At 70.3% G+C, this 14572-nt stretch carries 11 protein-coding genes and 1 tRNA gene; 9 read left to right on the forward strand and 3 right to left on the reverse strand.

Going from position 1 to position 14572, the window contains the following annotated elements; genetic code table 11:
* Positions 1–689: 689 nt before the first annotated feature.
* Both ACIRP2_RS12535 and ACIRP2_RS12540 read left to right on the forward strand, forming a co-directional pair.
* Positions 690–1067 (forward strand): hypothetical protein, encoded by a 378-nt coding sequence (locus ACIRP2_RS12535; RefSeq protein WP_404249165.1) that lies wholly within the window; start codon positions 690–692, stop codon positions 1065–1067.
* A 13-nt stretch (positions 1068–1080) separates the two neighbouring features.
* Positions 1081–1218: a hypothetical protein gene (locus tag ACIRP2_RS12540; RefSeq protein WP_404249167.1), complete on the forward strand. Its 138-nt coding sequence runs from the start codon at positions 1081–1083 to the stop codon at positions 1216–1218.
* Positions 1219–1305: 87 nt separating this feature from the next.
* Here the strand turns inward: ACIRP2_RS12540 and ACIRP2_RS12545 are convergent, their stop codons facing one another.
* The 3 genes from ACIRP2_RS12545 to ACIRP2_RS12555 form a co-directional block, all read right to left on the reverse strand.
* Positions 1306–2526, reverse strand: coding sequence for an McrC family protein (locus ACIRP2_RS12545; RefSeq protein ID WP_404249169.1), 1221 nt, complete (start codon positions 2524–2526; stop codon positions 1306–1308).
* On the reverse strand, positions 2523–4676 hold the full coding sequence (locus ACIRP2_RS12550; RefSeq protein WP_404249171.1) for an AAA family ATPase: 2154 nt from the start codon (positions 4674–4676) through the stop codon (positions 2523–2525). Before ACIRP2_RS12550 ends, ACIRP2_RS12545 begins: the two co-directional genes overlap by 4 nt.
* A 340-nt stretch (positions 4677–5016) precedes the next feature.
* Positions 5017–5088: transfer RNA gene (locus ACIRP2_RS12555), tRNA-Arg, on the reverse strand.
* Between the two features lie 216 nt (positions 5089–5304).
* On the opposite strand from ACIRP2_RS12555, the gene ACIRP2_RS12560 reads away from it, so the two are divergent.
* The 7 genes from ACIRP2_RS12560 to rho all read left to right on the forward strand — a co-directional run bounded on the left by ACIRP2_RS12560 (position 5305) and on the right by rho (position 14419).
* Entirely contained in the window at positions 5305–5739 is a 435-nt protein-coding gene (locus tag ACIRP2_RS12560; protein WP_404249174.1) for a response regulator, read from the forward strand.
* Between the two features lie 55 nt (positions 5740–5794).
* The gene (gene nrtL / locus ACIRP2_RS12565; RefSeq protein ID WP_404249176.1) at positions 5795–6793 is read left to right on the forward strand and encodes an ArgS-related anticodon-binding protein NrtL; all 999 of its coding nucleotides are present in this window, start codon (positions 5795–5797) and stop codon (positions 6791–6793) included.
* A gap of 26 nt (positions 6794–6819) precedes the next feature.
* Positions 6820–8211, forward strand: coding sequence for a diaminopimelate decarboxylase (lysA, locus tag ACIRP2_RS12570; RefSeq protein ID WP_404249178.1), 1392 nt, complete (start codon positions 6820–6822; stop codon positions 8209–8211).
* A 95-nt stretch (positions 8212–8306) separates the two neighbouring features.
* Positions 8307–9662, forward strand: coding sequence for a homoserine dehydrogenase (locus ACIRP2_RS12575; RefSeq protein WP_404249180.1), 1356 nt, complete (start codon positions 8307–8309; stop codon positions 9660–9662).
* Positions 9663–9668: 6 nt separating this feature from the next.
* Positions 9669–10739: a threonine synthase gene (gene thrC, locus ACIRP2_RS12580; RefSeq protein WP_404249182.1), complete on the forward strand. Its 1071-nt coding sequence runs from the start codon at positions 9669–9671 to the stop codon at positions 10737–10739.
* A 365-nt stretch (positions 10740–11104) separates the two neighbouring features.
* Positions 11105–12022 carry a homoserine kinase gene (thrB, locus tag ACIRP2_RS12585; protein WP_391741813.1) on the forward strand — a complete coding sequence of 306 codons (918 nt, stop codon included), beginning with the start codon at positions 11105–11107 and terminating at the stop codon, positions 12020–12022.
* A gap of 384 nt (positions 12023–12406) precedes the next feature.
* Positions 12407–14419: a transcription termination factor Rho gene (gene rho / locus ACIRP2_RS12590; RefSeq protein ID WP_404249184.1), complete on the forward strand. Its 2013-nt coding sequence runs from the start codon at positions 12407–12409 to the stop codon at positions 14417–14419.
* Positions 14420–14572 lie beyond the last annotated feature (153 nt).

A 14572-nucleotide genomic window follows, 5' to 3' on the forward strand; every position in this document is an offset into this window, starting at 1 on the left:
CGCCGAGGTGGCCCGGTTCTATATGGACCCAAGGGTGTTAAGGCCCCTTTTGCAGGGCAACCGGCAACGGGGGCGGCGGTGGCCCGGAGGGGGGGGGGGGGCCGGGGGGGGGGGGGGGCCCCCCCCCGCGGCCCCCGGCCCCGCTCCAAGGACCCGGACGCGAACCACCTCCGCGACTCCAACAACCTGCACCACAGCGCTGCACGCGACCCAGCCCTCGCGGACCTGCACAGAGGACTGTCCTGATGAAGATGTCCCTCAGTGGAGTTGACCAGGGCGGTCTCGGAGAAGGCTTCGAGGCGCAGCGGAGCGGCACGGTGTTCGGCGTAGTCCGTGATCACGTCTCGCTTCCCGGCGCTCGCGATCACCGTCTCGTGAGGGCCTTCGAGAAGCTGAAGGAGTCTGCTGCGGCGACGGGAACCTGCCGGGGTACCCGCCTCCCCGCGTACGAGACGGAAGCGGACGGTGCGGCGCCGATCGAGCAGTGCCTCCCGGCCGACGGCGTTGCCGAGGCGAGGACGACCCGAGCATTCCGCCGGACGCCGTCACGGACCCCTTCGACCGGTACTCGGCGAACAGGCACGGGCACGGGTACAGGTACAGGCACAAGGCATGGTCCGACCGAACCGACGGCGTCGGGAAACGCCGAGTGATCACCGCCCGCACGGCTCCACGCCTATGCTCACGGCATGGAGCAGAGCGAAGTGGTGAAGCGCGTGGTGGGCATCCTCACGGAGGCGGGCGAGATCCGTCGGCTCCTCGAAGAGAACGTCGACCGCGACGACGTGCAAACGGATTCGAGCGTGGTGACCGCGCTCCTGAACGAGACGATGCCTCGGATCACGATCCCCGAGGACGCCTCGATCGAAGAGGTCGCGGCGGTCGTCGGCCGGGAGGTCGGGGGCGCGGTGGAGCAGCTGGTCGGTGCGTTCACCCTGGCCTTCGCGATGCTGGCCCAGGTGCACGACTCCGGACAGACGGACGTGTCCTCCGCCGATGTGCTGCAGGACCTGGCGTTGCGGGCGGAGCAGGTCGGTTCCGGCGGCCCGGAGGACGAGGGCTTGTGAGCGAGGTGCCGACGTGGAGGAAACGCAGATCGTCGCGGCCGGCCTGCTCGCCCTCCTCCGCCTGGCGATCCACAGCACCGGACCCCGCTCCCCGAGACCTCGCTCCCTGATCCGGCCTGACAGGTGGCACAACCTCGACGAGGAGGGCTGACACTCGGGCCCGCGCCGACGATGCCTGCGGATTCGCGACTGCTCGCACATCAGTGGGTGCCGCCCGTCGCCCTGCCCATATGGGTCCTCAGGCCGGATCTCCGGCCATGACCGCGGCGATCGCGGACACGCCGTTCAGGACGGCCGTCGGCTCCTGGGCCAGGTCGAGGGCGTGCTGGGTGAGCACTGTGCCCGTCCCGCGGACCACGTGCCGCTGTTGTGGCTCGTTGCCCTTCGCGTAGACGAGATGGCCGTGTGGCAGCCCGAGCACGGTGCAATAGGCCAGCATCTGATAGAGATCCGAGCCGGGGAATCCCTCCCGCTTCTCCGCCTTGTACTTGGCGTCCGCGACCCCCAGCGGCCGCCCCGTCCCGTCGTACCAGACCAGGTCCGGTTTGATCAGGATCCCGTCGGCCTCGTCCAGGTGATGGCGTGCCTGGGCGACCGATCGTCCCCCGTGGGGGAGCAGAGCCCGGGACAGCGCCGTGCAGACGAAGTCCTCGAAGACCGAGGCCAGATCCAGGACGAAGCCGTCCAGCCGGGTTCCCGCGCCCTGCTGTTCGGCAGAGCGGCCGGCCAGCACCAATTCGGCCAGGCGCAGCGCGGAGTGGTAGCGGGCGTTCAGCCTGGACGGACGCCATCTCGGCGGTTGACGACCGGGGGAGAGCGCGGAGACCTCCGCCAGCCGGGCACGTACCCGGGACAGTCCGAGACGGACGGGGCGCGGCACGCCCGGGAGCCGAAGCAGGCGTGCGCTCGCCGCCAGCAACAGCTGGTTCTCGGCTATGTCTGTCGTGTACTCGTCGTACGTGACCTCCAGGGGCAGGGGTACCCCGAAGCGTCTCCTTGTCTGGTCACCCTCCCGGATCCGTCCGCGTACGACGGTCAGTGCGCTGTCCGTGGTGCGGTATCCCTGCAGCAAACCCTGGCGCAGCGCTCGTTCTGCCTGCCGTACGAAAGCGGCGGCCAGCGCGGGCAGCACCTCGTGCTCGTCGCCCACCTGCACCTCCCCGGGGTCGTCCCACCAGGGCTTCACCGGATCAGCTGCGTAACCGAGCAGGAAGAACAACCGACGGACAGGCAGCTTGGGCGCGATGTGCACCTCCACCCCGCCCAGCCGGATCGCACCGACCTTGCCCAGTCCGCGCAGCTGCCAGGCAGTGCCGGTGCCGGCGGAGTACGGGTCGGGCCGTGCGTCCACGACACCGGAACCGGCCAGCATGCGGCCGGCCTCGGGCGCCAGCTGTACCTCGGTCCACGGACCGTGCTCCAGCAGGTCGATGCGGTGTACCGGGCGGTCCCCGGTCACGGCGCCGGGGCCGGGGGCTCGGCGGCCCGGGACGGCCGGCTGACAACCCTCCGCAGGTCGGGCAGTCCGTAGCGGGCCCGGACGTCGACCAGTTCGTCGCCGTGGTGGTGCTCTTCGAGGAGCGGCAGGACGGCCGTCTTCCACACCCGCTCCAAGCCCCCCTCGTCGTAGACGGACGTCCGCATCAGGTACGACGGCCCGATCTTGAAGTCTCTGTCCTCGATCCGCCGGTTCAGCTCACGGTGCAGCGCGGGCACGTCCTCGCTCGGGCTGATCTCCCCGGACTCCTCCTTCTTCTCGACCCACCGCGCCAGCAGGTCCCGGGTCGGCTCCTCATCGGGATGCAGCGCAAGGAAGGCGAAGCGTCGCCTCATGGCCGCGTCGACCAGGGCGATGGAACGGTCGGCGGTGTTCATCGTCCCGATGACGAAGATGTTCCGCGGCAGCCGGAACTCGCCCGAGTACTGCAGGTCGATCGTGCTGTCGCGGTACTCCAGGAGGAAGTACAGCTCGCCGAACACCTTGGCCAGGTTGGCCCGGTTGATCTCGTCGATGATCAGGAAGTACGGCGTGTCCGGATCCCCGTCCGCGAGATCGACCAGCTGCCGGAACGGCCCCGACCGCAGCTCGAAGGTCAGCGCGCCTGTCGTACTGCCGTCCTGGACGACCGGCCTGAAGCCTTCGAAGAAGTCCTCGTAGGCGTACGAGGGATGGAACTGGACCAGTTTGACCGCGCGCGGATCACCGGCCAGGTGCTCGGCGATGTGCTGCGCCAGGTAGGTCTTACCGGTGCCGGGCGGTCCATGGAAGATCAGCTGCTGTCGGTCCTGCAGCAGGTCACGCACCTCACGCAGCCACTCCTCACCGACCAGCAGTTTGGCTGCCAGCTCGGCAGCCGGGAGGGGCAGCTCGGCACCGGGGCGCGAGGACGCCGAGGCGGTGGTCGCGGGCAGCAGAGCCGATTCGTCATCGGGCACCTCCGGAGCCGCGGAATCCCGGTGTGTGCTGGACAGCTCCCGGACGAGGTCGATCGCGCCGGTCAGGTCGACCACATCGTGCTGGCTCTGCAGCCGCCCGCGCAGCTCCTCCGGCAGTTCCTCGTGGGCGATCTCCAGACCGCTCCACTCGACGGCACGGCGCAGGCAGCTGTGCTCGTCGGGGCTCGACACCCACTCCGGCCCGCCGGTGACCCGGCCGAGGAACAGCCTTCCGCCACTGGTGGCACATACGAGATCGTCCTCGTGCATGCGGTTGAGGAACAGGTCGAACTCGGCGGCCAGCTCCCCGCGCTTGTTGTACGAGAGGTGGGCGTACCGGTCCTCGACCCGCAGCCGAAGTTCCTCCCGGGTGATCGGCGTGGCCACCCGGCCGAGCCGGGACGCGACCAGTGAGCAGTAGCCGTCCGCCAGCCACCGCGCCGCCACGTTCCTGCCCTGCCCGCTGACGCCGCCCCGTACCAGCCAGGCGCTGGCGGACTGCGCCCCCCGGGGATCCTGGGGGAGAAGGTAGGGCTGGAGACCGGCGACATCGATACGGGTATCGGGCCCGGGTGCCGTGACGTCCGTGCGTCCTTGCTCCTCGGCGATCTCCCGCAGGACGGCCTCGGTCTCCGCCGCGTCGGACAGGACCTCGGGAGCGGGCCGGCCGTCGGAGTCCAGCACCCGGTGTGCGTTGGACGGACGAATGCCCCAGAGCCAGCGGCTGAGCGGCTCGCGGTCGCAGCCGGTGGCGGTGGACAGGTCGCCGAGCGCCAGCCATCGGCCGGCCGGAATGGCGCCGACGAGGCGGCTCGCGTACGCGAATCCGTGCTTGTGACGCTTCCAGTAGGCGAGCGCCTTCTTGGCCGTTCCGTAGAAGGAGACCGCCTCGGGATGGTCGCGCAGCGCGGCCCGGCCGAGGTTGGTGATCCGCCACAGCCCGTTGTTCTTGCGCAGACAGCCGGCGATGACGAGATCGGACGTCTGCCACCGCCAGGCGTTCTCGCCCTTCTCCTGCCCGTCGTCGTAGGTCTCCGCGTCCTCGGCCGTCAGCGGAAGTTCTTCCCTCACCTGCTTCCACAGCTCCGCGTGGTGCATGCCCCCGGGGTGTTCGGCGAGGATCTCCATGGACCTGCGCGTGAGCGGCGTGATGCGGGCCTGACGGGTGGGCATGAGGCAGGGCTCCGGGGAGGTGGCTGGTGGGCGATGCCCGTTCAGGATAGGCAGTCCCCGTACGCCGTCCGGAAGGCCACTTCCCCTTGTGTCCTCACGCAGTTGGGCGACGAACGACTGCCGGGTGCGGGTCCCGGACGACGTCACGTCCCGTCGCCACCGCTCCCGTCTCGCCTCGGGAGAACCCGCAGATCGGGAGTGGTTGCCCGAGTCCGGGACGCCAGGTGCGACGGCCGTCGTCCGGCAGCCTTCGGAGGGAATGAGAACAGAGGGCATGAAAAAAGACCCACTGTTCAGCGTTTCTGCTGATCAGTGGGTCAATTCGGCACCTTGTGCAAGGTGCCCTCGGCAGGATTCGAACCTGCGCACACGGCTCCGGAGGCCGATGCTCTATCCCCTGAGCTACGAGGGCGTATCGCTGTGTTGCTCGGCGACGGGTGAAACACTACCAGCTTCGGCGGGGTGTCCGTGAACAGGTATTTCCGGGCCGTCGGGGCCGGTGGCGCTGGTCCCGACGGGGGCGTGCGGTGCGGTTGGGGCGCATCCGGCCACCCCTCGCACCACTCGTCCGAGGTCGGAAATAGGCAAAACCCGGACGCAGCCCCTACGTCCCGCCTACTCTCGGAGTGTGTCAGGGGCGTGCGGCCGCGTGCTCGTTGTCGACGACAACGAGGTCATCCGGCAGTTGATCAGGGTCAATCTTGAGCTTGAGGGCTTCGAGGTCGTGACCGCGGCCGATGGTGTCGAGTGTCTGGATCTGGTTCATCGGGTCCGCCCCGATGTGATCACGCTCGACGTCGTCATGCCCAGGCTGGACGGTCTGCAGACCGCCACCAGACTGCGCTCAGATCCGCAGACCAGACATCTGCCCGTGGCGATCATCAGTGCCTGCACTCCTTTCGAGGTGGACAGCGGGGTCGCCGCAGGGGTCGACGCCTTCCTGGCGAAGCCCTTCGAGCCGAACGAGCTCGTGCGGCTCGTACGGCAGTTGATGGACCGGGACGATCCGCCGTCGCTCGACGGCAGACACGGCGCCGGGAAGGCGGAGAGCACCGCAGGGTGACCGCATGGCGAAACCGGGTCGCGGGATGCCCCCCTTCCTCCCATACGCTTGTCCTGTGACCCCCGCCGATCTCTCCAGGACCGTGCTGCACGCCGTACGCCGCGCGGTCGACGAGGACGCCTTGCGCGCGCCCGTGCCCGCGTGCGTGCGGGTGGAGCGGACCCGGCCCGGCGGGCGTGGGGACTACGCCTGTGCCGTCGCCCTCCAGCTGGCCCGGCCCGCCGCGCTGCCGGCCAGGGAAGTGGCCGAGATCCTCCGGGCGCGGGTGCAGGAGGCGCCGGGGATCGGCGGCGTCGAGGTCACCGGACCCGGGTTTCTGAACTTCACCCTGCTCGACGGCGCCGACCGGCTGGGCGCGCTCGTCCGGGCCGTCGACGAGCGCGGCGCGGAGTACGGGTACGGGGACGACCTCGTCGGTACCGCCGTGTCCTTCGCGTCCGTCGACGAGCCGCGCGCCCGCGTCGTCACCGAGACCGTGGAGCGGCTGCTCCGGGCCCGGGGCGCGGAGGTCGGGGAGCGTACGGCCGACGGCGAGGCACTGCATGTGGTGGCCGTGCCCGCCTCCGACCGCGATCTCTTCGAGCGGCTCGGGAACGATGCCGCGCGCTGGGCACTGCTGCGGGCCGCCCCGCACGACCGGCCCCGGTGCACCGGGAGCGACGAACTGCTCGTGCAGGGGGAGAGCAATCCGCTGTTCCGGGTGCGGTACGCCCACGCCAGGACCCGCGCCCTGAGCCGGAACGCCGAGCAGCTCGGTTTCCGTGCCGCATACGAGGAGGGCGTGGACGCGCCCGTGCTCGGGGCTCTCCTCGCCGACCATCCCGGTGTGCTCGCCGCGGCCGCCCGCCACCGCGAGCCCGACCGGGTCGCCCGGCAGCTGGAAGCGGTCGCGCAGGCATTCTTCGACTTCCACGACGGCGCCCGGCCACTGCCCGTCGGTGACGAGAAACCCTCGGCCGCCCACCGTTCCCGGCTCGCCCTCGCCGAAGCCGCCGGGACGGTGCTGGCAGGCGGCCTGTCCCTGCTCGGCATCAGCGCACCCGAAGTCCTCTGAGAGACCCGAGAGAACAGAGCAACACGATGAGCCGATCCGCACACCCCGCCGGGCCCCGCCACGCCGATGTCATGACGGAAGGGCACTACACGGCCCCGCCCGCCGATCTCAATGCCCTGGACGAGAAGGTCTGGGCCCGTACGGTCGCCCGTGACGAGCACGGCACGGTCACCGTCGGCGGGATCGAAGTGACGCGACTGGCCGAGGAGTTCGGCACCCCGGCCTACTTCCTCGACGAGAGCGACTTCCGGGCCCGCTGCCGGGCCTGGGCCGACGCCTTCGGACGGGACGCCGATGTTTTTTACGCCGGAAAGGCGTTCCTGTCGCGGGCCGTCGTGCGCTGGCTCAAGGAGGAGGGGCTCAACCTCGACGTCTGCTCCGGGGGAGAGCTGACCTGCGCGCTGGACGCCGGGATGCCCGCCGAGCGCATCGCCTTTCACGGCAACAACAAGACCGTCGAGGAGATCGAGCGGGCGGTCACCGTCGGCGTCGGGCGGATCGTGCTCGACTCCTTCCAGGAGATCGCCCGGGTCGCGCACGTCGCGCAGCGGCTCGGCAAGCGGCAGCGCGTACAGATCCGGGTGACCGTCGGCGTCGAGGCGCACACCCACGAGTTCATCGCCACCGCGCACGAGGACCAGAAGTTCGGGATCGCGCTGGCCGACGGCCGGGCCGCCGAGGCGGTGCGCCGGGCGCTCACCCTCGACGGGCTCGATCTCATCGGCATCCACTCGCACATCGGCTCGCAGATCTTCGACATGGCCGGTTTCGAGGTCTCCGCCCGGCGCGTGGTGCAGCTGCTCGCCGAGGTGCGCGACGAGCACGGGATCGAGCTGCCCGAGATCGACCTGGGCGGCGGACTGGGGATCGCCTACACATCCGAGGACGACCCGCGAGAGCCGCACGAGATCGCCAAGGCGCTCGGCGACATCGTGACCCGCGAATGCGAGGCGGCCGGGCTCGCCACCCCGCGGATCTCCGTCGAGCCGGGCCGCGCCATCGTCGGCCCGACCGCGTTCACGCTGTACGAGGTCGGCACGATCAAGCCCCTGGAGGGGCTGCGTACGTACGTCAGCGTCGACGGCGGCATGTCGGACAACATCCGCACCGCGCTCTACGACGCCGAGTACAGCGTCGCGCTCGTCTCGCGCACCTCCGAAGCCGAGCCGATGCTCGTCCGCGTCGTCGGCAAGCACTGCGAGAGCGGCGACATCGTGGTCAAGGACGCCTTCCTGCCGTCCGACCTGGCTCCCGGCGACCTGATCGCCGTGCCCGCCACCGGTGCCTACTGCCGCTCGATGGCGAGCAACTACAACCACGCCCTGCGCCCGCCCGTCGTCGCCGTGCGCGACGGTCGGGCCCGTGTCATCGTCAGGCGCGAGACGGAGGAAGATCTCCTGCGTCTCGATGTCGGCTGATGAAATAGATGTCTCAGGATCCGGACGGGTGGCAGAAACTCCCGTCCGGTGAGTGAGACTGGTCCACACATCAGAAGTAAAGGAAACGAGGTCGGATGATGCGTACGCGTCCGCTGAAGGTGGCGCTGCTGGGCTGTGGAGTGGTCGGCTCAGAGGTTGCGCGCATCATGACGACGCAGGCCGCCGACCTTGCCGCGCGCATCGGCGCGCCGGTCGAGCTCGCCGGTGTCGCCGTGCGCCGGCCTTCCAAGGTACGCGAGGGCATCGATCCCGCACTGATCACCACCGATGCGACCGCCCTGGTCAAACGGGGCGACATCGACGTCGTCATCGAGGTCATCGGGGGCATCGAGCCCGCCCGCACGCTCATCACCACCGCCTTCGAGCACGGCGCGAGCGTCGTCTCCGCCAACAAGGCGCTGCTGGCCGAGGACGGTGCCGCACTGCACGGCGCCGCCGAGCAGCACGGCCGGGACCTCTACTACGAGGCCGCCGTGGCCGGCGCCATCCCGCTCGTACGGCCGCTGCGCGAGTCCCTCGCCGGTGACAAGGTCAACCGGGTCCTCGGCATCGTGAACGGCACCACCAACTTCATCCTCGACCGGATGGACACCAGCGGAGCCGGATACTCCGAGGCGCTCGACGAGGCCACCGCCCTCGGATACGCCGAGGCCGACCCGACCGCCGACGTCGAGGGCTTCGACGCCGCCGCCAAGGCCGCGATCCTTGCCGGAATCGCCTTCCACACCCGGGTCAGGATCGGTGATGTGCACCGCGAGGGCATCACCGAGGTCACCGCCGCCGACATCGTCTCCGCCCGCCGCATGGGCTGCACCGTCAAGCTCCTCGCCATCTGCGAGCGCGCCGCCGACGGGCAGTCCGTCACCGCGCGTGTGCATCCCGCGATGATTCCGCTGAGCCACCCGCTGGCCTCGGTCCGTGAGGCGTACAACGCGGTCTTCGTCGAGGCCGAGGCGGCCGGGCAGCTGATGTTCTACGGTCCCGGCGCCGGTGGTTCGCCGACCGCGTCCGCGGTCCTCGGCGACCTGGTCGCGGTCTGCCGCAACAAACTCAACGAGGCCACCGGCCCCGGCGAGTCCGCGTACACGCGTCTGCCGGTCAGCCCCATGGGCGAGGTCGTCACGCGGTACCACATCAGCCTCGACGTGGCCGACAAGCCCGGCGTGCTCGCCCAGGTCGCGACGGTCTTCGCCGAACAGGGCGTATCCATCGACACCGTCCGCCAGCAGGGCAGAAATTCAGGCAGCGGCGACGAAGTCGCCATCGAGCAGGGTGGCGGCGGGCGACGGGTGGGCGGAGGCGGCGAGGCATCTCTCGTCGTCGTCACCCACCGCGCGCCCGACGCCGCCCTCTCGGCGACCGTCGAGGCGCTGCGCAAGCTCGACACCGTGCGCGGTGTCGCCAGCATCATGCGTGTTGAAGGGGAGTAAGGACCCATGACCAGCAAGGGCACCCACCAGTGGCGCGGCATCATCGAGGAGTACCGGGACCGCCTTCCGGTCACGAGCACGACGCCGGTCGTCACGCTCCGTGAGGGCGGTACGCCGCTCGTCCCCGCTCAGGTCCTCTCCGAGCGCACGGGCTGCGAGGTGCACCTCAAGGTCGAGGGCGCCAACCCCACCGGTTCCTTCAAGGATCGCGGTATGACGATGGCGATCACCCGGGCCAAGGAGGAGGGCGCACAGGCCGTCATCTGCGCCTCCACCGGCAACACCTCCGCCTCCGCCGCCGCGTACGCGGTGCGGGCCGGCATGGTGTGCGCCGTCCTCGTGCCGCAGGGCAAGATCGCGCTCGGCAAGATGGGCCAGGCGCTCGTGCACGGCGCCAAGATCCTCCAGGTCGACGGCAACTTCGACGACTGCCTGACCCTGGCGCGCTCGCTCTCGGACAACTACCCGGTGGCGCTGGTCAATTCGGTCAACCCGGTCCGTATCGAGGGCCAGAAGACCGCCGCGTTCGAGATCGTCGACGCGCTCGGCGACGCGCCGGACATCCACGTCCTCCCGGTCGGCAACGCGGGCAACATCACCGCGTACTGGAAGGGTTACAAGGAGTACGCGGGGGACGGTCTGTCCACGCACACCCCGCGCATGTGGGGCTTCCAGGCCTCCGGCTCCGCACCCATCGTCCGCGGCGAGGTCGTCAAGGACCCGTCGACCATCGCCACCGCGATCCGGATCGGCAACCCGGCCTCCTGGCAGTACGCGCTGAACGCCCGGGACGAATCGGGCGGTTTCATCGATGAGGTGACGGACCGCCAGATTCTGGCCGCCTACCGGCTGTTGGCCTCCCGGGAGGGTGTCTTCGTCGAGCCCGCCTCGGCCGCGTCCGTCGCCGGCCTGCTGAAGGCCGCCGAAGAGGGCAAGGTCGACCCCGGCCAGAAGATCGTGTGCACGGTCACCGGCAATGGGCTCAAGGACCCCGACTGGGCCGTCGCGGGCGCTCCGCAGCCGGTCACGGTCCCGGTCGACGCGGCCACCGCCGCCGAGAAGCTGGGTCTCGCGTAAGTCTTCGGACCTCTCGACGGGGATCCGGTTCGGCCGTCGGCGGGAGCCCGGCCCGGCCCGCCGGGCGCCCGGCTCACCGTCGGCGGCAATCCCGGTAAGAATCCAGCTCAACCGTCCTTTTTCGGGGCGGAGAGCGCATAGGAGGCGGGCGACACGCATCGTGCGCCTCCTGTGCGCCCTATGTCGCCACAGAACCTTCCTTCGATAAGCTGTACCCAACCCGCCCCGCCGCATGTGCCGCGGTGCAAGGGCCGTTGTGGCCGTCGGTTTCCCCGGAATCCCACTCCCCGTCGCCACGACTTCCGCCATTGTCGAGAAATCGCTCCACCACCCCCCGCTGCCTCACAAGGAGAGTCGTCCAACCGATGGCCGGTCCCGCCTTCCGAGCCGCCGCCGTCCGGGTGCGCGTCCCCGCGACCAGCGCCAACCTGGGCCCCGGTTTCGACGCCTTCGGCCTCTCGCTGGGGCTGTACGACGACGTCGTCGTCCGCGTAGCCGACTCCGGACTGCACATCGATATCGCCGGTGAGGGCGCGGACACGCTGCCCCGTGACGAGAGCCACCTCCTCGTACGCTCCCTGCGCACCGCCTTCGACCTGCTCGGCGGGCAGCCCCGCGGCCTGGAGATCGTCTGCGCCAACCGCATTCCGCACGGGCGCGGCCTGGGATCCTCCTCCGCCGCCATCTGCGCCGGCATCGTCGCCGCCCGGGCCGTGACGACGGGCGGTGACGCCCGGCTCGACGACGCGGCGCTGCTGGAACTCGCCACCGAGATCGAGGGGCACCCCGACAATGTCGCGGCCTGCCTGCTCGGCGGTTTCACACTCGCCTGGATGGACGGCGGATCGGCCCACGCGATCAGGATGGATCCCGCAGATTCCATCGTTCCGGTGGTTTTCGTCCCCGGCAAGCCGGTCCTGACCGAGACGGCCCGCGGGCTGCTGCCGCGCTCGGTCCCGCATGTCGACGCCGCCTTCAACGCCGGTCGTGCCGCGCTTCTCGTCGAGGCCGTGACCAGGCGCCCCGAGCTGCTGCTCACCGCCACCGAGGACCGGCTGCACCAGGAGTACCGCGCCCCGGCCATGCCGCAGAGCGTGGAACTCGTGAACCGACTGCGTGCCGACGGCGTGCCCGCGGTCATCTCCGGTGCCGGGCCGACCGTGCTCGCACTGGCCGAGGACGGTGCGGCCGACAAGGTCGCACGGCTGGCGGGCGAGGGATGGGCGGCCAATCGGCTCACGCTCGACGCCCCGGGTGCGAGTGTGCTGCCGCTCGCCCCGTAGCCGAGAAGTGATTGCCGGTGAGTGAGAGGGGGAATGTTTGTTGGAGCCGGTAGTGTTAACCTCAAGTCTGCAACCGACGTCTATGTGGCGCGTTGCTTCGTGTCCCTTTCGGGGACCACATTTCTTCCGGGAGCCTCCCCAACTGCCTGAGCAGCCTGCCTGAGCAGTTTCGTGCACGCTCCGGAACCGGCACGACACCCCTCGCTTGTCCAGGAGTGGGCCGAGCAGGGGGATGCTCGCGCCGGACCCATGCACACCTTCATCTCTCCGCCGTACCCGGCGGACCACCGCCCCGGCACGGTCCGCAAGAAAAAGACCGCAGTCGGACAGCACAACCGGTCGCCGAGCCAGAAGGCCGACGTCCGCTCCAGGGAAGGACCCTTCGTGAGCGACACCACCGATCTGATGGGCGTGACTGCCGACAAGAACGTCGACAGTGCTGCGCCCGCCGAAGGTGCTGCCACTGGCACCACCGCACGGCGCCGCCGCTCCGGCACCGGCCTTGACGGCATGGTCCTGGCCGAGCTGCAGCAGGTCGCGTCCGGCCTCGGCATCAAGGGCACTGCGCGGATGCGCAAGGGCCAGCTGATCGAGGTCATCAAGGAGGCGCAGGCCGGTAGCGCCGCGGCGCCCAAGGCCGCCGCGCCCGCCGCGGACGCCGAGACCAAGCCGAAGCGCCGTGCCACCTCCAAGGCGCGCACCCGGGACGAGCCCGCGGCCGCCGCACCCGCCGAGAAGGCCGCGGCCCAGCAGCAGATCGACATCCCCGGCCAGCCGGCCAGCGACGACCAGCCCACGGGCGAGCGCCGTCGGCGCCGTGCGACGGCTCAGGCGGGCAGCCCGGAGGGCAAGGCGGAGAGCAAGCCGGCCGCCGAGGCCAAGGCGGAGGCTCAGGCCGAGCCGAAGAGCGACGAGCGTGCCGACGCGAAGGCCGAAGCCGCCGCGGACACGGCCGAGGGCCGCCGTGGCGACCGTCAGGACCGCGGACAGCGCGGCGACCGCGGCGACCGTCAGGAACGCGGCGAGCGCGGGGAGCGTCGCGACCGCCAGCGCGACCGTCGTGGCAAGGGTGACGAGCAGGGCCAGCAGGGCGGCCAGCGTCAGCAGCGCCAGGGCCAGCAGGGCGGCGGACCGCAGGACGACGGTTACGACGACGAGGCGGGCGGCCGTCGCGGTCGCCGTGGCCGCTACCGTGACCGTCGTGGCCGTCGTGGCCGCGAGGACTTCGCCAACGAGGTTCCCGTCTCCGACGACGACGTCCTGATCCCCGTCGCGGGCATCCTGGACATCCTCGACAACTACGCGTTCATCCGGACCTCCGGCTACCTGCCGGGCCCGAACGACGTGTACGTCTCGCTCGCCCAGGTCCGCAAGAACGGCCTGCGCAAGGGTGACCACGTCACCGGCGCGGTGCGCCAGCCGAAGGACGGGGAGCGGCGCGAGAAGTTCAACGCACTGGTCCGCCTCGACTCGGTCAACGGCATGGCGCCCGAGACCGGACGCGGCCGCCCGGAGTTCCAGAAGCTGACCCCGCTCTACCCGCAGGACCGGCTTCGCCTGGAGACCGACTCCAACGTCCTGACGACGCGGATCATCGACCTGGTCGCGCCGATCGGCAAGGGCCAGCGAGGCCTGATCGTGGCCCCGCCGAAGACCGGCAAGACCATGATCCTGCAGGCGATCGCCAACGCCATCACGGTCAACAGCCCCGAGTGCCACCTGATGGTCGTCCTGGTCGACGAGCGTCCGGAAGAGGTCACCGACATGCAGCGGTCGGTGAAGGGCGAGGTCATCTCCTCGACCTTCGACCGTCCCGCCGAGGACCACACCACCGTCGCCGAGCTGGCCATCGAGCGCGCCAAGCGTCTCGTCGAGCTGGGTCACGACGTGGTCGTCCTGCTGGACTCCATCACCCGCCTGGGCCGCGCGTACAACCTCGCGGCCCCCGCCTCCGGCCGCATCCTGTCCGGTGGTGTCGACTCGACCGCGCTCTACCCGCCGAAGCGCTTCTTCGGTGCCGCGCGCAACATCGAGGACGGCGGTTCGCTGACCATCCTGGCCACCGCGCTGGTCGAGACCGGTTCGCGGATGGACGAGGTGATCTTCGAGGAGTTCAAGGGCACCGGCAACATGGAGCTCAAGCTCGACCGGAAGCTCTCGGACAAGCGCATCTTCCCGGCGGTGGACGTCGACGCGTCCAGCACCCGTAAGGAAGAAATCCTCCTGGGCGGCGAGGAGTTGGCGATCGTGTGGAAGCTGCGCCGGGTGCTGCACGCGCTCGACCAGCAGCAGGCGATCGAGCTCCTCCTGGACCGGATGAAGAAGACCCAGTCCAACGCGGAGTTCCTGCTCCAGATCCAGAAGACGACGCCGGCCCCGGGCAACGGCAACGACTGACGTCGCACCCGGACCGGCCGAACGACAGAGGCCGGACAGCAGGGCCGAACAACAGGGCCGCCCCCGTCACTCCGGTGACGGGGGCGGCCCTGTGTCGTGGCGTCCGCGCACACGACGCAACCGATCCGGTCTTTTCGGCCGATCCGAGACCTT

Origin of the sequence: Streptomyces sp. NPDC101194, assembly GCF_044767885.1 — a bacterium.
In the GTDB taxonomy this organism is placed as follows: domain Bacteria; phylum Actinomycetota; class Actinomycetes; order Streptomycetales; family Streptomycetaceae; genus Streptomyces.

Coding starts and splice junctions, on each gene's coding strand:
- ACIRP2_RS12535 (WP_404249165.1), top strand. CDS start 690: ATGGAGCAGAGCGAAGTGGTGAAGCGCGTGGTGGGCATCCTCACGGAG.
- thrC (WP_404249182.1), top strand. CDS start 9,669: ATGACCAGCAAGGGCACCCACCAGTGGCGCGGCATCATCGAGGAGTAC.
- ACIRP2_RS12550 (WP_404249171.1), bottom strand. CDS start 4,676: ATGCCCACCCGTCAGGCCCGCATCACGCCGCTCACGCGCAGGTCCATG.
- ACIRP2_RS12575 (WP_404249180.1), top strand. CDS start 8,307: ATGATGCGTACGCGTCCGCTGAAGGTGGCGCTGCTGGGCTGTGGAGTG.
- lysA (WP_404249178.1), top strand. CDS start 6,820: ATGAGCCGATCCGCACACCCCGCCGGGCCCCGCCACGCCGATGTCATG.
- thrB (WP_391741813.1), top strand. CDS start 11,105: ATGGCCGGTCCCGCCTTCCGAGCCGCCGCCGTCCGGGTGCGCGTCCCC.